Consider the following 17100-nt stretch of genomic DNA (forward strand, 5'->3'; position numbering starts at 1 on the left):
CACCATGACCGAACTTCCCGACAACATCCTTCACCTGCCGCAATACCAAGTACTGGGCTGCAAATCAACCGACGACGAAATGCACTTCCAGGTGGACGTGCCCGATCCCATCGCCTGCGAGGAATGCGTCGTGCAGGGTGAGTTCGTACGGTTCGGCAAGCGTGACGTTCCCTATCGTGATCTGCCCATCCACGGCAAGCGGGTCACTCTCTGGGTGGTCCGCCGCCGATACACCTGCCGGGCCTGCAAGACAACATTCAGGCCCCAGCTACCGGAGATGGTGGACGGATTCCGTATGACACTGCGGCTGCATGAGTACGTGGAGAAGGAATCCTTCAACCACCCCTACACCTTTGTGGCGGCACAGACCGGCCTGGATGAGAAGACGGTGCGCGACATCTTCAACGCCCGCGCCGAGTTCCTGGGGCGCTGGCACCGCTTCGAGACGCCCCGCATCCTGGGCATTGACGAGCTATACCTGAACAAGCGCTACCGCTGCATTCTGACCAACATTGAGGAGCGAACCCTGCTCGACCTGCTGGCCACCCGCCGCCAGGACGTGGTGACCAACTACCTGATGAAGCTGAAAGACCGGCAGAAGGTCGAGATCGTCAGCATGGACATGTGGAACCCCTACCGGGCAGCGGTCAAGGCTGTGCTGCCCCAGGCCCGTATCGTGGTCGATAAGTTCCATGTGGTGCGCATGGCCAACGATGCCCTAGAGAGAGTGCGCAAGGGCCTCAGAAAGGAGCTGAAACCGTCCCAGAGCCGGACTCTCAAGGGAGACCGGAAAATCCTGCTGAAACGCGCTCACGAAGTCTCAGACCGGGAGCGCCTCATCATGGAGACCTGGACAGGCGCGTTCCCGCAACTGCTGGCCGCCTACGAGCACAAGGAGCGCTTCTACGGCATCTGGGACGCCACCACACGGCTCCAGGCAGAAGCCGCCCTGGACGAGTGGATAGCCACCATCCCGAAGGGCCAAAAGGAAGTCTGGAGCGATCTGGTCAGGGCAGTGGGAAACTGGCGCGAAGAGACCATGACCTACTTCGAGAAGGACATGCCCGTCACCAACGCTTACACGGAGTCCATCAACCGACTGGCCAAGGACAAGAACCGTGAAGGGCGCGGTTACTCCTTCGAGGTGATGCGGGCACGAATGCTCTACACCACGAAGCACAAGAAGAAGGCACCGACTGCGAAGGTCTCTCCTTTCTACAAGAAAACCATCGGTTACGGACTGCCGGACTTCGCAGAGGAACTCAACTACGGAGTCGATCTATCAACCATCTGAGGGTGGTATCAGATTGATGGGGTGAAGGTGCCCCATCAACCATTAAATCCGTATACCCAAAAAACTCAACGCCCTGTGCAATTTGAAATCACTGAACAAACACGCGAGTCGTTGACAGCATGGATACGCCACGGGGAACTGCGCGCTGATGATTTTATTTTTTCGAGTAGGATTCACGCATCATTGCACCTATCGACGAGGCAATACGCTCGGATAGTCGACGCTTGGGTGACTGCCATCGGTTTGGATCCAACCGCATACGGCACACACACAATGCGAAGGACAAAGGCGTCATTAATTTACCGACACACAAAAAATCTACGGGTAGTTCAATTGCTCCTCGGTCACACCAATCTCGAAAGCACAGTGCGATACCTTGGTATCGAAGTCGATGACGCACTTGAAATGGCAGAGCAAACAGAAGTGTGATTTTTACTTAGACTCCGACAGCGAGCATTCCAAATGTCGCTGTCCGGCCAGAAACGGACATTAGCCTTGCATGCCTGTAGTCGATCTCGAGTTGCAATTATGATGATGTTCTTTTGCGTCGTACTTCAAGTACTTTCAATTAGACACGCTATCCGAGTCTGTGTCGTCGCCGCCATGGTTACGTGCGATATGACAATCACAGACTGGGCGGCAGGTGCAAAATTAAGGCGCAGATCTTCTCCCGAAAACAAAATTAGACCTATCTACTTATGAAATCGAAACCCCGCGCATTTATCGGTTCATCCAAAGAAGGCCTCCGGTACGCTCACGCTCTGCAAGCTGCATTGGACGAAAAAATGGAGGTTACAGTTTGGGATCAAGGCATATTTAACCTTTCCTCATACACCATGGAGGCGCTAATCGAGGAGGCTCATCGCACGGCTTTCGCAATCTTAGTGTTTTCGCCTGATGACGAGGTTGTGATTCGCGGGCGTGAATCAGTTGCTGTCCGCGATAACGTACTTTTTGAGCTCGGACTGTTTATGGGCATTCTCGGGCGAAAGCGTGTCTATGTGGTCGCCCCTTCCGATGTGCCAGACTTTCGCATTCCGTCTGATTTACTTGGACTCACACTGGCGACCTATCACCATCGTAGTGATGGGAATCTCAAAGCTGCGCTTGGCCCTTCGTGCGCAGCCATTCTTGAAGTAGCGTCAAAAGTTATTGCTGCTGATCCTGAGCCCGGTTGCGCGTACATGCACACCGAAGAGAGTTCTCACGTTATCCCCCTTGATAAAAACAGATTCTCGGTGGTATTCCAACCCCCCATGCGCTGTAGCCCAACACTCAGATTTGTTGGAGCCGATGGCGAGTCGCTTAGTTCTTTACTTCTAGATCATTGCTCACGCTATGGCTTCACCGTGACGTTTGCCAATCCAGTAGCTAACGCAAAACTGAAATTTGTTGCAGATGCGCGACCTCCTATACTATAGGTCTAACTTTATGCTCATGAGGAACGACGCGGAGCGCGGCGCCCCTGAGCTGCATTATCGAAGGTCGGCCTCCCTAACTCCCTACTTCCGCTTTGGGTCGTGAGCGGACGGGCGGCTTTCGACCCAATGCCGTCATTCATCTTTGACTTTCCGGCGTCGGTTTTGCAGCGCAAGCACGCGCTGACCATTCGAGCCGGTTAACTAATCTTGTTCTCGAGGCCCGTTCAATGTGGTCCCAAGCTATATATTTTCGCTGTCAGCGAAAAAAATTGACTGACTAGCGAAATTTGTCGTATGATTCTACTCAGCGGTAAACGGAGATTTTTTCTCGCGGTTGTGAGGGCTTCGGCCCTGTGGAGACTTAGGTCTCTGTCCATTCCCGCGTCTGTCGGCTGTCGACGACACTGCACGGGCCAGGGGATAGCCGTTTTCGGCGAGAGGCCGAAAACGGGTGATTTGGTAGGGGGAAAGACGCGATTCGCTCCGTATTTGACAGTCCAAGTTGTATGCGAGAGGCCCTAATTTTGGGGTCACAACTAGGAGTAAATATGTCAAATAAATTACCCGCTGAATTGCGTTCGCCTAGCGCGAAAAAGGAGTGCCGCCTGTTAGGGGTACTGAAGTCTGCGTTTAAGTTTGTCAACTGGTGCGTCATATTATTTGGTTGGGTTGAAAAACTCTGGCAAAAGAGTGAGGCATTCAGGAGCTTGGTCACAGATTTGTTTTCGTAAAGGGCTTACCCCGCCTTTATTACTCATTTTGGGAGATCGTTATGCTTAACGAAGCCCTACGTCTTATACGTGCATACCATGACTTATCGCAAAGCCAGCTATGTTCGGAGCTGGGTGTTTCCAATTCTTATTTGTCTGAAATAGAAGCTGGCAAAAAAACTCCTTCGTTGGAGTTGCTTAATAAGTACAGCGTGAGATTTGACGTCCCCGTGTCATCACTGATGTTTTTCTCTGAGTCGCTAGATAGCGAAAAGGTCACCGATAGACTGCGTCTGCGAGTTGCTCGGAAAGTGGTGTCAATTTTGCAGTGGGTCGAGCAAAAAAAAATCTAAACCTAAAAATTCGTAGAAGATCAGGCTATGGCAAAGCGGGGACTGTATGACATCAATCAGTGCGCGCTCTACAAGCTTGGCTCTAAGGCGAGACTAGCTCAAATCCTTGGCGTGCCAAAAGCTCGGTTGCTGATTTTGGTCCGAAGGTCGGAAAACTACCGCGTTTTCACGTTGCCGCAAGAAATATGCGAGTTTACCGGTAAGGTTCGAAAAGAGCGGCTCGTGCAAGAACCAAAGCCTGAGTTGCGCCGTGTCCACGAGCGCATCCAGAGGCTGCTTTCTCGTATTCGGCCTCCCGAGTATGGGCACGCTGCCGTTAAAGGACGGTCCTATCGCACAAACGCCGAAGCCCACCTTAATGGCCCTCGCATTGCAACTTTTGACGTGAGACGGTTTTATCCTTCGACGTCGCGCTCTGCGGTCAGGAATTTTTTTTCGGAACAATTGTGTTGCGCGCCTGACGTGGCGGATCTACTCGCTCAGCTGTGCTGCTGGCAGAATGTGAAGGAATCGAACTCGTCGAGCGGCTTGCCAACAGGGAGTCCCTTAAGTCCGATTTTGTCCCTCTACGCAAACAGGCCGATGTTTGATGTGCTGAACGATTATGCCGGCCGTCACCAATTGGTTTTTACTTGTTACGTTGATGATCTGACATTTTCGGGGGAAATGCTTCCTGCGGGCATATCTAAGTTTGTCGAAAAAATCGTGACCGCTGGCGGCCACACTCTCGCGACCGAAAAAACACGTCTCTTCCGACGCAATCAGGTCAAACATGTGACCGGCGTTGTTCTCTCGAATAGTCAAGTAAAAGTTCCGCATGCCCGATTCCTAAAGGCTCGAGCAATTGCCTCCGCGATTACTGCTCATGAGACCGCAGACGCGCGGTATCGGCTGTTGCTGCAAAGAAAGCTGGCGGGCCTGCTCGGCGAGGCCGCTTTCTTGGATAGTCGATTTGCGGGATGGGCTAATCGCGCATATGCAGATCTGCGAGCTGTGCAGGCCGAGGTCCACATGGCGGAGTCGTTGCATGTCGAGAGTTAATAGGAACACGCGTTTGAAGGCGTTCAGAAAATTCCGCTGTAAGACTGCAAATCCTCGGCATTTCCTGGGCATCTGATATTTCGCCTGTGCTGCGGGTCTGAACGTCCGCTTCTGGCCGATTGTGGCCACAAACAGGAAGCCACCCTGATCCGAAGCGGATCGTAGTTGCACTCTGCTCGGAGTGCGCCTTACGAAAGAAATTGAAGCTTCGCTTACACCGTGACGCTTAGTGACCCCGTCAAGCGTGCCTGAATCGACGTCATGCGTGTCCACACACTCGCTTAAGCTCTGCTGCACAAAGTCAATCCTCGGGGCCATCGATTCGATGGTCGCCCAGAACGATGGATACTCGCCAATATGCTCTTGCAGCATGCGCACGGCGCGCTCACGCGCCTCGGGAAAAACTTGTTCTGAATCGGCCATGACTCTGCACACCTTTTAAAGTTTGTCTGCACTTCCAAAGCGCGGGCGAATGAGTAAATGTTATGACTAGGTACGCAGTAATCAAGATCGAAAAAATGATTCATTTAGGGCCTTATTAATCTGTTGCCAACCTCAATAAACATATGAAATTTTCTATATCAAAATAGAAGTAAATAATTCAATTATTTATATAAATCAATTACTTGCATTTTTTCATGGTTGTGACAACATTAAAAAACGAAACCTTTAAAGGAAAAATGCAATGACAAATCAAACCCAAACACAACCCGCCGCAACAGAAAAAACACGCAAGCGCTTGACTCCAGCCGAGCGCATGCAGAAAGCCCGCGACGCCTTGCGTAAAGCGGCGAGTGACCAGCGCCGATTTGATACGCGCGGCAAAGTCGTACTGGGCGGCTTCACGATGGGCATAGCTCGCAGCAATTCCAGCTTTGCCCAACAGCTACTGCAGGCGCTCAACACAGCAAAACTGCGCGAGCAGGATAAAGAGGCGCTTGCCGACTTTCGTAAAGAGTTGATGCTGATTTGCAGCGGTCATGCAAAAGCACAGCAAAACCAAAATGTGGGTTAAGCCAAAAGGGCTCCCGGCCAAGATGAAGTCTGTCACTGAGGGCGCACTTAGCACTCGAATTCTCGAGTGCACGTTTGCCAGCGCTGCGCCTGGACCGCAACGAACGCGCTTCGCGGTTCGGGCTTTGCCCCCAGCCGCTGGCGCGGCCGGGTCCCCCCTTTTGGTTTTGCATAGGTTTTTGGAATGAGCGATAAGGCCCGCGCAGCGATTCAGCGCATACAGCAAATGCAAGACGAAAACCGTCGCCGCAAAGCGGCAAAGGCTGCCGCGCGCCTAATGGACAAACAGACCCGAGAGGGCAGCAGCAAAAAGAGCAAAAGCACAAAAGTGCGCACCCCGCGCGCGCCGCGCGCGCCAAAAAGCGCCAGCCAGTACCATTTCAATCAGAAATACAGCAACCGGGCGGGCAAAAACCGCGCGCCAAAATCGTGCACCGACAAGCTTAAATATGACTTTGGGCTTGACGAAAAAGGCGACGAGCGCGTCGCGTTCATCTACATCAGCGCGCCCGACAAGATCCCTGCCGCCGCACTCGACTTGCTAGCCGTCGCCCGCGAAGCGGAGCGCACCGCCGGCCGCCAGGCTAACTCGCGGCAAATGGCCCATCTAACCGGGTCCCTACCGGAGAACCTGAGTAACGAGGCGCGCGCCGAAATTGTCAGAACCCTTTGCGACCACCTACGCGCGCAACGCGATGACGTCCCCATCTTTGCCGCCATGCACGCACCGGACAAAGATGAAAAAAACTGGCACTTTCACATTAGCCACCCCTTGCGCCACATTCACCCAACCGAAGACGGCGGCTTCATCATGGGCGAGCGAATCATGTTTGAGCAGCGCGCAGCAGTGCGCAAAGCCGCAGGTCTTGAGCCGACGAACCATAGCGAACTACGCGACTGGCGCGAGCACGTTGCCAACGTGATTACTGATGCAGTCGCAAAAGAAACGGGCGACCTGCAGACCGCCGAGCGTTGGCGATGGGGTCACTTGACGCTTGAGCGGCAAGTTGAAAAAGCCGCCGAACGAGGCGATGTAGAGTTTGTCGCAGATAGCGTGCTGCGGGACGCAACCATCAAAGAAGGGCTTAACAACAGCCCGTGGCGCAAAACGCCGCCACGCGACTTTACCCGCTCTGATGCCCAATCACACAACGCACAAGCGACAAGCAAAGAAAAGACCGTGCCAGCACCGAAATTGCTAACACAAGCAGCGGTTAACGCCATACTTGAGCGAGCAAAGGCCCAGGGCATCACCACCGACCCCGAGCAGTTGCGGCTGTTCGCCCGAGATTGCGGCGTAACCATCACCTGGGCAAAGAGCGAAAGCAGCTCAAAGGCGCAGGGCGTGAGCTATGCGTTGGCTGGTGGCCCAAAATTTGCAGGCAAAAACGTTGGAATGTCCCTCAAGAGACTTCAAGACCTCATGGGCTGGGACGAGCCCCCCGCGTACTCGCGCGTTCACAAAAAGGCTGACGTTCAAAAATACGAGGAAGCCAAAGCCGCAGGCCGCATCAAGCCCGACGACGCATTAACGGCCGGTGCGACGGCGGCGATGGCGCGAGCAAACAACCTCGTCAAGCAAGCCAAAGAGGTGGCGGCAAGGCAAGCCACAAAGCACCAAACCCCAGCAAAGACCCAACCTCCACCCCCTAAACTCCAGGGGGAATTGCGCGCGAGCGCGGCGACAGTCAAGGAGAAAGAAGTGAAGCCGGCCGACCTTTTAAAAGAACTGCAAGACATCACCGACGAGCAAAACCAGCCTCGGCAGCAAGCTGCCGCACTCACCCAAAAGAACAACTTCCCCCACCCCCCTACCCCCCGCCCTGCGGGGGGAAAACGCAGGCTTTTAGACATCGGCCTAACAGCAAAACTAAAGCCAGCGCCAGCGCCCACAGTACCAAGCTGGGTAGAGGAAGAAAAAGAGAGAATGAAAAAAGAGCAAGCGCAGCGACTGGACGAAAAGTACAGCAAGCTTAAAAAGCTTTACCAAACCGCACCCAAACAAAGCTTTGAGCACAACAAAGCAAGGGAGGACTTAACCAACCTTTTGTATGATCACCCCCACCTTAAGACAAGGTATTTCGAGCAACTTAAAAAGGAGGCGCAGGAACGCGCAAGACCAGCGCCAGAGCCGACCCCAGTAGAGCACCCACGCCCAAGCGACGGACGTCACCAAAAACTCAAAAACCAAAGCCGGCGCCAGAGGCAACGCATGGGCTAATAAACTAACGCGCCCCAACAGACGGGCTGAGCAGAAAACATACTTTGTTCTTTCTCATACCAAATAAACGTGTACGCACTCATTTTTAAAACAACCAGATGAGACAAAACATGAGACAAAACATGAGACAATTTTTGTTATGTTTGTTGTTTTTTTTGATGTTTCTTGACGCCTAACTTATTGATTTATTTTAATGTTCTGTATAAACTGGATAGGCTTTTTTGACTCATAATCCGTTGGTGCCGAGTTCGACTCTCGGGGGGCCCACCAATAAAAACAAGCACTTAGACTAATAAAAAGGTCTAGGTGTTTTTTTTTAAAGCTTATGGCTCTACCCCATTAGCGGGGGATACGCATTCACTAGACACGGTTAATCACACCGTTCCAACCGCACTAGACCAAGCTCACCGTTAGATCAGGCTCAGGAACTAGGGCATCATCTTTTCGGCCCGTTTTCATTTCAGACTTTTCATCACCCGTGGCCCTGTGAGCCAGCGGGCAAGTTCAGATTCGCCTATTCCGTTCACAGGTTTCATGTAGTGTGCCGATGCACTAAACTGCCGAATCGTAGCCGTTAAATCAAAAGGAGCGTCTGGCAGATGCCTACGTGTTGGATTATTGCCGGCCCCAACGGAGCGGGGAAAACGACCTTTGCGTTGGACTACCTACCGCAGGTAGCCGAGTGCGCGCGTTTTGTTAACGCCGATCTTATCGCTGCGGGATTATCGCCTCTCGCGCGGCTGGCGAGTAGAACTGCTATATTTAGCGCTTCCTAGCATGGAAATGTCCAAACTGCGCGTCGCTGAACGCGTTACGCATGGTGGCCACAATATTCCAACCGCAGACCTTGAACGTCGCTTTGCTCGAAGTCTGAACAACCTTTTTAATACATTCAGTGCCCAGGTTGATTATTGTCGATGTTTCATGAACGATGATGCCACACCGGAACTTGTGTTCGAACAACAGGCTGACGTACGCTCTATTACACATGCCCAGCATTACCATCATCTATTGAAGGAGTCTTTGTCATGACCAACCCAACGACGTTACGCTCCCCGGAGACACAAGCCATACTCAATGCTTTACAGACTGCAGTCACAAAGTGCCTGGATAAAAAGAAAAAACTTGGGCAGTACGCCGTCATCTGGCAAGACGGTCGCCCAGTGAAAATCGGTGGTGACGCGGAAGCCCATGAATCTGCGCCCGGAGCCTCTACACCTCGCTAATATGACTCGTTCAAATCGGCGCCTCTTGCCCTTTGCGGTCAATCAGGCTCAATAGCTTGAGTAGCGGTTCGCTTACCTTCCTGTGTACCCAACGCCCCACTTATGCCACCCGTCGCATCCTTGCGCTGCTCGATAAAGAGCCCAATCAGCAGGCGAGACTCGATCTGGCTATATCGCTCAGATAACGCTAAGGCACTGACGGGCACCTGGTAAAACTCGATTCAGCTTGTTTGCTTCGCAAGCAAAAAATCAACCCGCCACGTGCGGGTTTTTTTATGCTAAAAATACTGTATATTTAAACAGTTAATTGCAAGGCTGAACCATGTACACCATTACCCTTCAAGACCCACCTTCAGATATCCCAGAACGCACCCTTAACGACGCCCAGAACAGATTTCAGAAAACGCTTGAACGCGCTTTGGGTGGCCCGGAAAATGTTATTGCAGCATACCGCGCTTGGCAAACAGCTGAAGAAACATCCGAGACCGAAATGTCAGACGAAGATATTGCAATGGCCAAGAAATGGCTGGTTGCCGCATCGCGCGCAAGAAACGATGGCCTACGAGATCTGGGCGAGACAGAGGCTTGGTTTGAGGTCAAGCTAGTACGCTAACCCCTTAGCCGCTTACATACCGGCAAAGCCTTACTCATTAGTTGCAGGCAAATTTTGAATTTCCGGTACTCAGGCCTCGTCATCATCAAGATGAAACACGTGAAGTATCCTGTGCATGATCGGGGCCATCACCAGACCTAAAACAGCAACAAACACAACACTGATGTACGCACTGTAAAGGGCGAGAAAAATCTTGCCCTGCACGGTGGCGGGCAACATAGTCGGCCCTATGCCACTTGCGATCATCGCCATGTTCAGCGCCGCATCATGCCAATGCACGCCGTCCTCGAACCACATGTAGCCCAGCATGCTGCACAGCAGCGATACCAGTATGAAAGCAAGCGCCAAAAGCAGATGCTTGAGCATCCGAATTGCAAACTGGCGCTTGCTAATCACCTGCTCAACGCGCGACTCATACACCCTCAATTCCCCTTGCAAATGTTTGGCGCCATCCTACAACAATTGCAGACCGTAGAAATCAAAGCAGATAACAATTAGATATTCCCAAAAAGGGAATGTATAATTAAAACCAATATGGGAACATAAAAATACGCAATGCAACTGATCGGCCTCTTGAAGCTAGACCAATTCAAGCGCAAGCATGCGGATTCCCGCGGTCCGCTCGACGCTTGGCGTGCAGAAGTCGAGCAGGCTAGATGGAGTGGACCTCAGGACGTGAAGAATAGATATCCTAGCGCCAGTTTTTTGACCGATAACCAGGTGATCTTCAATATCAAAGGCAACGCTTTCCGTTTATTGATCAAGGCGAAATATCAGAACGGCATCGTATTGATTGAATGGGTGGGCACACATGCCGAGTACGACAAAAAGAAGTTCTAGGTATCGGTGTGCAGTGCCGCACGTTTGCAGAAGGAGTTGGCAATGAAACAGATTCGAGTAATTAAGACGCAGCGTGACTACGACGATGCCATTGCTCGCCTGTCGGCACTAATGGATGAAGAGATTAAAATCGGTTCCAACAAGGAGAATGAACTGGAGCTGCTCGCTCTGGTGATTGAATCGTACGAACGCTCCAAGGTAGACCCGGTTTCTCCAGACCCCATCGAAGCCATTCTCTTCCGTATGGACCAAATGGGGCTAAGCAAGAAGGATTTGATCCCCTACTTTGGGTCACTGCCCAAAGTGTCTGAAGTGCTTGCCCGCAAGCGCCCACTGAGCTTGTCGATGATGCGCAAGATTCACAAGAACCTTGGCATTCCGGCAGAAATTTTGCTGGGCGACTCTAAAGACGACATTGATTTAGGCCAAGCTCCGCAGTACGACTTCAGTAAATTCCCCTGGCAAGAGATGCTTGAGCGCGGCTACCTGCAGGACATTGTTGACACGGCTCGTCACGCAAAAGAGCGCGGCGAAGAACTGATGCGGGACTTTATGTGTGACGTTTTGTCTGGAACGCATCGCCCGGCCCTGCTGCGCGCACCGCTCCACCAAAGCGGGTCGCGAGTGATGGACGAACATGCACTGCTGGTATGGCGTGTTGCCGTCTTGAAGAAAGCACGAAAACAAAAGCACTCACTGAAAACCCAATACAAGGCTGAGTCGATTACTGCCGAATGGTTGCGCGACCTGGCGAAACTCTCCCGGTTCGACCAAGGCCCTCGCCTCGCAGTCGAGTACCTGGCCGATATCGGGATTATCCTGGTGATTGAAGAGCACTTTAAAAGAACCTACCTAGATGGCGCGGCCATGCTCGATGAGGGCACCCCTGTTGTTGCGTTAACGTTGCGCCATGACCGCATCGACAACTTCTGGTTTGCGTTGCTCCATGAACTGGTCCACGTGCAAAAGCACCTGAACGCCGATCATCTGTTTATTGCCGACAACCTGGATGACAAGACCCGGGCCAGCCAGGAAGAAAACGAAGCTGATGCCTGCGCCCAAGAAGCCCTGATCCCCGCCGCCGAATGGGCTGCTGCTCCGGTAAGCAGTAACCCAACGGTCGGCAATGCCATGGACTTGGCCAACAAGCTAAGGGTTCATCCGGCGATAGTTGCCGGACGAGTGCGTCACGAAACCAAAAACTGGCGCCTTTTGAAAAGCATGGCCGGCGAAGTTCGACATCTTTTTGCAGACCAATTGAAGAGGGTTGTACAGACCGCGTAATCAACGACGAGCGCTAAAGAAATGCGGCCAAGTTCGCCATAGATCAGCCCCATCACAAAGTGACTTATAACGAGGCCTCATATAAAAGTTCGCAGCAGTGCGCGCACCACTATAACCCGCAGCATCCCTGAATTTCGGCCTTAATCGGCAATTTGCCAACACCCTGTTTTTGCTACGCTGACGGGCTAACCACATAGTTAACACCGGAGCCCGTGCACCATGAATATGCCGCCAGAAGACGTCAACCAGCAAATTGCCGACCACTACGACCGGTCGCAATACACGTCTAATGCGTTTTACTACGCATCGCCTGCGCACATTCGTGCATCGGCATTTTTATATGGCGTTGACACCGTCCCGGTAGAAAAGGCGCGCGTACTTGAATTAGGTTGCGCTTCAGGCGGCAATCTGTTGCCGTTTGCCCTGGCCTACCCCGAGGCACAAGTCGTCGGCGTAGACCTGTCATCGGCACAAATTACGCAAGGCCAACGCGTTATTAACGAGCTAAACGTTAATAACCTGACGTTGCACGCCATGAGCCTGACCGGCATCACAAAAGACTTCGGCCAGTTTGACTACATCATTGCGCACGGCGTTTTCAGTTGGGTGCCGCACGATGTACAGCAAGCCATAATGCGCCTCTGCAAAGAAAACATGTCACCCAAAGGCGTGGCTTACATCAGCTACAACACCTACCCGGGCTGGAAGGCAGGCGACATTGTACGCGACGCCATGATGCTGAACAGCTTTGGCGCCGATAACGACGAAGACAAACTGTCGCGGGCCAAAGCCATGCTGACTTTGCTGTCTGACGGCCTGGCGGTCTCTAACCCGCTAGCCCCCTCGCTACGCGGCGCGGTCAACCAGCTGCGGCGGTTTTCAGACTACTACATTACCCACGAATACCTCGAAACGTTCAATACACCCTGCTATTTCGTCGAGTTCGTTAACGTAGCCGACCAAAATGGCTTGGCCTACGTGGGAGATGCCGAACCGCAAAGCGAGCTGTCGGCCAGCTTTGGACAAAACGTACAGCTCACGCACAGCATGATAGCGCTGGGCCAGCCCAAAGCCCTGCGTCAACAGTATCTTGACTTTGCAGTGGGCCGAAACTTCCGAAAAAGCCTGCTGACCGCACCCGAAAACGCGCAGAATGTCGCCAGCGACCCCAACCTGGACCAACTTCAGGCCCTGCGCTGGGCCGGCTTTTTTCAAAACGCCAACAACGACAACACGCCCGCCGGCGCACAGGCCTACACCAACCAGGCCGGCCGTAACGTCACCACCAAAGATACGGTGGTCGTTGCTTTGATCAGTACCTTGTCAGAGGCTTGGCCACGGTCGCTGTCATTCGATGATCTTTGCAATGCAGAAGCCATTAAAGCCGCGGCACAGGCTGATACGGCTGCCGCGCTGCTCAAAGCACTGCAAACCATGTTCAAGCTAGGCATGCTGCGTTATTGCCTGGAACCTGGCCCCTACGACCAACCGACTACGTCGGCCAGCCTGACCCCCGGCTTTGCCAAACTGACTGCCCTGCTCCAAGACAATAGCGACCTTCCGCTGGGCCGCTTCAATCTGTGGCACAGCGTCATCAACCCGACGCTCAACGAACCCGAGCTATTTGTACTGACGCAAATGGAAAAAGGCGGCACAGAAAACCAATGGGCCAGCGCCCTGCGCGACGCCTGGACGGGGGGCAAGGTCAATGATGTTAATGGTCAAACGCTGAAAGGTCAGCGCAACCTCGATGCCAAGGCCTTGCTGCTTGTATCGCGCCTAAAAGACCTGCTACGCCGCCAAGGCGTCTGGCTGTCAAAAAGCTAATTGTTTTAAAGCCGCAACAGAGTGCGGCGCCAGGAAAGCGATTGCGTGGCCCCAGCGAGGCCACCCGTCGTCCGAACATCGCCCGGAGCAGGCCAAGACTAATGCTTACTGCTCAAAAACACCTTGCAAGGTTTCAGCGCTCAAAACGTTAAGGGCCCAGCGTTGCAACGTGCTGGTGTTGGCTTGGTGGATTCGGTCAGACGCCCAATCCGGTAGCCGGCCGAACTTCTGCTGCAAAAGGGTTTGCAGCACGTCGGCAGCGCCCTTAGCTGAACCTTCGTCAAGCCACCCCTGCTTGCGCTCGTCGATATGGCGCTGCAAATAGTAGCGCTCGATATTGCTGATGAATGTCATGGCTTGCGGTTCCTCGATTTGCGTGGTCAAGATGTCATGAAAGCGTCTTCCATGACTTGGGGCAGTATCAGCAAGGAATCGATGATGCGCAACAGGTTGATACGCCGCCCAACGTAATAACCCCAATATTTCAATAGCTTAGCCAATTCCAGCTTGCTCACCAAGCGGGATTCGGCTGATGCCTGAGTAGCCCGACAGGCCAGTTGCGCCAGGATGACGACTGCAAACGGGTTTGCCGGGGCAATGCGGTGTAACTCGTCGGCCTGTGCCGCCCATTTAGCCAGGTTAATCACTGGAAATGTAAACAGCAATTCGTTGCTGCCCACGGCAGCACGGTAGCTTTCGGTGTCGGCGACATCGGTCCTGTCGAGCAAAATAGCGCAAGAAAAGTGGTCTACATGCCGTACGCCACGCTTGTTGATTTTACGCAGGCTCTGCAGCTCTTTGTCCAGCAGTACCGGCGCCGCATGCCAGTCGACCTGGGCGTGTACGTCGGGCCAGAACAATTCGACGCAGTCGGGTTGCCACCGCGTCAGTGCATCCTTCCAGATGCCGTCAAAATCCGGGTTAGTTGCCGCGTCGGTCATGGCATTCCATAAAGCTGCAGCAACAACAGTTGCGGAATGCTGACTCTATCGGCTTGGGGCCGAGCGCGGTATTCGCAAATTTACGCGTGATGAAACTAGCCGTGGGTGCGTTGTGCTTAAGGGTGATGGATGCGCGTAGGAGGTAAGCGCTGTCGGCAACATGTGGGTTTGCTTTTACCGGCCATACCCACCGCACTCACCTGAAACCTCACACACCACACAAACGCAAAAACGGGGCCGAAGCCCCGTTTTTATACTGCTTACAGCAAAACCAACTTAGATTAACGCAGGAGCGACAGAACGCCCTGAGGAATCTGGTTAGCCTGAGCCAGAACCGAAGTACCAGCCTGCTGCAGAATCTGCGCACGAGTCATGTTCGCAACTTCAACCGAGTAGTCGGCATCTTGAATACGCGACTGAGCGGCTGCCAAGTTGTTCGATGTTGTTTGCAGATTGGTGATTGCCGATTCGAAACGGTTCTGAATAGCACCGAGGTCTGAACGCAGCGCGTCCACCTGAGCCAACGCAGTGTCAAGCACGTCAAGCGGGTTCTCTGTTCGGTCACCCTGGCTTGTTGCTTCGGTAGTCACGTCGCCAGTTGACGAAATATAAGCAATTGCGCCTTTTTGGTTACCGCTATCAACAATTACTGAGCCCTCGGCATCGATCTTATAATCAACTGTGGAGGTAGCGTTAGTTGTGAAGGTACCATTAGCGTCAACATATTGAGTTGTGGACTTACCGTCAGCACCTAACGTTACAGAGCCTGTAACCACGCTACCACCAGCAGCGCCATAACTTACCGTCGTTGAACCACCGGTATTATCAGCAACCAATGACTGCAACTCTGCGGAACTCATCGACAAGCCTGCTACGGTCATTACGACCTCGTCTGCACCGGCATCGGCTGTTGTAGTCGTGTAGGTAACACCATCTACTGTCAACTCTGCATCCTGAGTAACTGCTGCAAAACCCAACAATTCGTCCAGGTCAGTGATTTCTGTAGCTGCAGGATCGGTAGGCGCTGAAGTCAACACCCCGTTGTCGTTGTATAACGCGTCGCCGTTGGCGGCTTTCACCGTACCGTTCGCACCAACTTTGAATGACACATCGGTCTTGGCACCAGCCCCAATAGCATCCTTGAGATCAGCAATTACGCCAGCCAAATCCGTACTGCTTGTAGCGTCAAAAGTTTGATCGTAAGTGAACGATCCTTTATCGGCATCAAAGGTGTATGTAGTAGTAACCGTACCATCGTTGACTGCTACGGTATCTTGGTCACCCAAACGCGAGAATGCACTGACTTGATCCACTGCGTCGTTGGTGCGGGTATTGGTATATACACCGCCTGCCTCGGCCCATTCGGCGGGGAGGTCGTCAACCAGAGCGTCCAGGTCCGCTTTGGTAGCTTTCGTGTTGGCGATCTCGGCTTTACTGTCGACGTTAAAACCGTTCAAACCCAGTGTTTGAGCGTTAATCTCCGCGAGATTAATGGTAATTGTTTGACCATCATTTGCACCGACTTGAATTGTCAGCTCTTCATCTGAAGCCAACACTTTAACGCCGTTGAACTCAGTTTCGCTGGAGATACGGTTGATTTCTTGCAGACGCTGACCGATTTCGTTCTGAATCGAAGTCAAGTCTTCGCCGCTGTTTGTTCCGTTCGAAGCCTGAACAGTCAAAACACGGATACGCTGCAGGTTGTCGTTGATCTGGTTCAACGCGCCTTCAGTTGTTTGAGCGGCAGAGATACCGTCGTTTGCGTTACGAGCAGCTTGGTTCAGACCGTTGATCTGAGCGCCCATACGGTTGGCAATAGCTTGGCCGGCGGCGTCGTCTTTAGCGCTGTTAATACGCAGACCGGACGACAGACGCTCAATGGCTGTGCCCAGAGCCGATTGCGACTTCTGCAGGTTGTTTTGGGCAACCAGTGACAGATAGTTGGTGTTGATTACTGACATGAGTAACTCCTGGTAGTGTAATTGGCGAGAGATTCGCCCGGTTGCCAAGAAGATTAGAGCTTGATACTGCGTGCCGCTGTTGCGGTATTAAGCTGAAACCAACCCTAAAGTCTTCCTGTTCATAGGCATTAACGACGGGTGGGAAATGAACTTTAGGGTGTGCGCTTAAAAATTTTTGTTTTTAGTGACCGGGCGGGTCAGGGGCGAACCGGGGCGCGCGGCTTTTTTGTGGCGGCAAATGCTGCACTGGCATGACGTATGTGCCCGCAGGTAATGCACAGCCAGCTAACTAATACCCTGGCACCCCGTAGCAGGCTATTTCTATCCCGCGTACATTTGCGAATACCCCGAGTT

General features: G+C 52.9%; 16 protein-coding genes and 1 pseudogene. 13 read left to right on the forward strand and 4 right to left on the reverse strand.

The features are described 5' to 3' along the window. The first annotated feature begins 4 nt into the window (after window positions 1–4). From CHR62_RS13275 to CHR62_RS13325, 10 genes and pseudogenes are all read left to right on the forward strand, one after another. Window positions 5–1294 carry an ISL3-like element ISPpu12 family transposase gene (locus CHR62_RS13275; RefSeq protein ID WP_123661243.1) on the forward strand — a complete coding sequence of 430 codons (1290 nt, stop codon included), beginning with the start codon at window positions 5–7 and terminating at the stop codon, window positions 1292–1294. A 57-nt stretch (window positions 1295–1351) separates the two neighbouring features. Then, window positions 1352–1723 (forward strand): annotated as a pseudogene (locus CHR62_RS13285) (tyrosine-type recombinase/integrase); the annotation flags it as partial. Window positions 1724–1992: 269 nt separating this feature from the next. Next, complete coding sequence (locus CHR62_RS13290) at window positions 1993–2715, forward strand: TIR domain-containing protein (protein ID WP_123661244.1); 723 nt, start codon at window positions 1993–1995, stop codon at window positions 2713–2715. Window positions 2716–3487: 772 nt separating this feature from the next. Continuing rightward, on the forward strand, window positions 3488–3778 hold the full coding sequence (locus CHR62_RS13295; RefSeq protein ID WP_123661245.1) for a helix-turn-helix transcriptional regulator: 291 nt from the start codon (window positions 3488–3490) through the stop codon (window positions 3776–3778). Between the two features lie 27 nt (window positions 3779–3805). After that, on the forward strand, window positions 3806–4819 hold the full coding sequence (locus CHR62_RS13300; protein ID WP_123661246.1) for a reverse transcriptase family protein: 1014 nt from the start codon (window positions 3806–3808) through the stop codon (window positions 4817–4819). A 685-nt stretch (window positions 4820–5504) separates the two neighbouring features. After that, window positions 5505–5834: a hypothetical protein gene (locus CHR62_RS13305; RefSeq protein ID WP_123661247.1), complete on the forward strand. Its 330-nt coding sequence runs from the start codon at window positions 5505–5507 to the stop codon at window positions 5832–5834. Window positions 5835–6017: 183 nt separating this feature from the next. Next, window positions 6018–8054, forward strand: coding sequence for a hypothetical protein (locus CHR62_RS13310; protein ID WP_123661248.1), 2037 nt, complete (start codon window positions 6018–6020; stop codon window positions 8052–8054). 777 nt (window positions 8055–8831) lie between these two features. Further along, a complete protein-coding gene (locus CHR62_RS16010) occupies window positions 8832–9086 on the forward strand; it encodes a hypothetical protein (RefSeq protein WP_199722950.1) in 255 nt (84 codons plus the stop codon). After that, complete coding sequence (locus CHR62_RS13320) at window positions 9083–9280, forward strand: hypothetical protein (RefSeq protein WP_123661249.1); 198 nt, start codon at window positions 9083–9085, stop codon at window positions 9278–9280. The genes CHR62_RS16010 and CHR62_RS13320 overlap by 4 nt, the downstream gene beginning before the upstream one ends. 322 nt (window positions 9281–9602) lie before the next feature. Next, window positions 9603–9893 carry a hypothetical protein gene (locus CHR62_RS13325; RefSeq protein WP_123661250.1) on the forward strand — a complete coding sequence of 97 codons (291 nt, stop codon included), beginning with the start codon at window positions 9603–9605 and terminating at the stop codon, window positions 9891–9893. A gap of 69 nt (window positions 9894–9962) precedes the next feature. On the opposite strand, the gene CHR62_RS13330 is transcribed toward CHR62_RS13325, so the two are convergent. After that, complete coding sequence (locus CHR62_RS13330) at window positions 9963–10313, reverse strand: hypothetical protein (protein WP_123661251.1); 351 nt, start codon at window positions 10311–10313, stop codon at window positions 9963–9965. A 135-nt stretch (window positions 10314–10448) separates the two neighbouring features. Here CHR62_RS13330 and CHR62_RS13335 point away from each other — a divergent pair, with 135 nt between their 5' ends. The 3 genes from CHR62_RS13335 to CHR62_RS13345 all read left to right on the forward strand — a co-directional run bounded on the left by CHR62_RS13335 (window position 10449) and on the right by CHR62_RS13345 (window position 13844). Beyond that, window positions 10449–10733, forward strand: coding sequence for a type II toxin-antitoxin system HigB family toxin (locus CHR62_RS13335; protein WP_123661252.1), 285 nt, complete (start codon window positions 10449–10451; stop codon window positions 10731–10733). 42 nt (window positions 10734–10775) lie between these two features. Continuing rightward, entirely contained in the window at window positions 10776–12017 is a 1242-nt protein-coding gene (locus CHR62_RS13340) for an ImmA/IrrE family metallo-endopeptidase (RefSeq protein ID WP_123661253.1), read from the forward strand. A 219-nt stretch (window positions 12018–12236) separates the two neighbouring features. Continuing rightward, entirely contained in the window at window positions 12237–13844 is a 1608-nt protein-coding gene (locus CHR62_RS13345) for a methyltransferase regulatory domain-containing protein (protein ID WP_123661254.1), read from the forward strand. A gap of 105 nt (window positions 13845–13949) precedes the next feature. On the opposite strand, the gene CHR62_RS13350 is transcribed toward CHR62_RS13345, so the two are convergent. From CHR62_RS13350 to CHR62_RS13360, 3 genes are all read right to left on the reverse strand, one after another. Next, entirely contained in the window at window positions 13950–14198 is a 249-nt protein-coding gene (locus CHR62_RS13350; protein ID WP_123661255.1) for a hypothetical protein, read from the reverse strand. Window positions 14199–14224: 26 nt separating this feature from the next. Beyond that, a complete protein-coding gene (locus CHR62_RS13355; RefSeq protein ID WP_123661256.1) occupies window positions 14225–14785 on the reverse strand; it encodes a hypothetical protein in 561 nt (186 codons plus the stop codon). A 281-nt stretch (window positions 14786–15066) separates the two neighbouring features. Beyond that, window positions 15067–16746, reverse strand: coding sequence for a flagellin (locus CHR62_RS13360; RefSeq protein ID WP_123661257.1), 1680 nt, complete (start codon window positions 16744–16746; stop codon window positions 15067–15069). Between the last annotated feature and the right edge of the window lie 354 nt (window positions 16747–17100).

The sequence above is a fragment of the Pusillimonas sp. NJUB218 genome (assembly GCF_003788685.1).
Taxonomy (GTDB): Bacteria; Pseudomonadota; Gammaproteobacteria; order Burkholderiales; family Burkholderiaceae_B; genus Neopusillimonas.

Bases quoted from the DNA above. Each gene is read 5' to 3' on its own strand.
- CHR62_RS13325 (WP_123661250.1), top strand. From the start codon at position 9,603: ATGTACACCATTACCCTTCAAGACCCACCTTCAGATATCCCAGAACGC.
- CHR62_RS13345 (WP_123661254.1), top strand. From the start codon at position 12,237: ATGAATATGCCGCCAGAAGACGTCAACCAGCAAATTGCCGACCACTAC.
- CHR62_RS13295 (WP_123661245.1), top strand. From the start codon at position 3,488: ATGCTTAACGAAGCCCTACGTCTTATACGTGCATACCATGACTTATCG.
- CHR62_RS13355 (WP_123661256.1), bottom strand. From the start codon at position 14,785: ATGACCGACGCGGCAACTAACCCGGATTTTGACGGCATCTGGAAGGAT.
- CHR62_RS13340 (WP_123661253.1), top strand. From the start codon at position 10,776: ATGAAACAGATTCGAGTAATTAAGACGCAGCGTGACTACGACGATGCC.
- CHR62_RS13320 (WP_123661249.1), top strand. From the start codon at position 9,083: ATGACCAACCCAACGACGTTACGCTCCCCGGAGACACAAGCCATACTC.
- CHR62_RS13300 (WP_123661246.1), top strand. From the start codon at position 3,806: ATGGCAAAGCGGGGACTGTATGACATCAATCAGTGCGCGCTCTACAAG.
- CHR62_RS13335 (WP_123661252.1), top strand. From the start codon at position 10,449: ATGCAACTGATCGGCCTCTTGAAGCTAGACCAATTCAAGCGCAAGCAT.
- CHR62_RS13275 (WP_123661243.1), top strand. From the start codon at position 5: ATGACCGAACTTCCCGACAACATCCTTCACCTGCCGCAATACCAAGTA.
- CHR62_RS16010 (WP_199722950.1), top strand. From the start codon at position 8,832: ATGGAAATGTCCAAACTGCGCGTCGCTGAACGCGTTACGCATGGTGGC.
- CHR62_RS13305 (WP_123661247.1), top strand. From the start codon at position 5,505: ATGACAAATCAAACCCAAACACAACCCGCCGCAACAGAAAAAACACGC.
- CHR62_RS13310 (WP_123661248.1), top strand. From the start codon at position 6,018: ATGAGCGATAAGGCCCGCGCAGCGATTCAGCGCATACAGCAAATGCAA.
- CHR62_RS13350 (WP_123661255.1), bottom strand. From the start codon at position 14,198: ATGACATTCATCAGCAATATCGAGCGCTACTATTTGCAGCGCCATATC.
- CHR62_RS13290 (WP_123661244.1), top strand. From the start codon at position 1,993: ATGAAATCGAAACCCCGCGCATTTATCGGTTCATCCAAAGAAGGCCTC.
- CHR62_RS13360 (WP_123661257.1), bottom strand. From the start codon at position 16,746: ATGTCAGTAATCAACACCAACTATCTGTCACTGGTTGCCCAAAACAAC.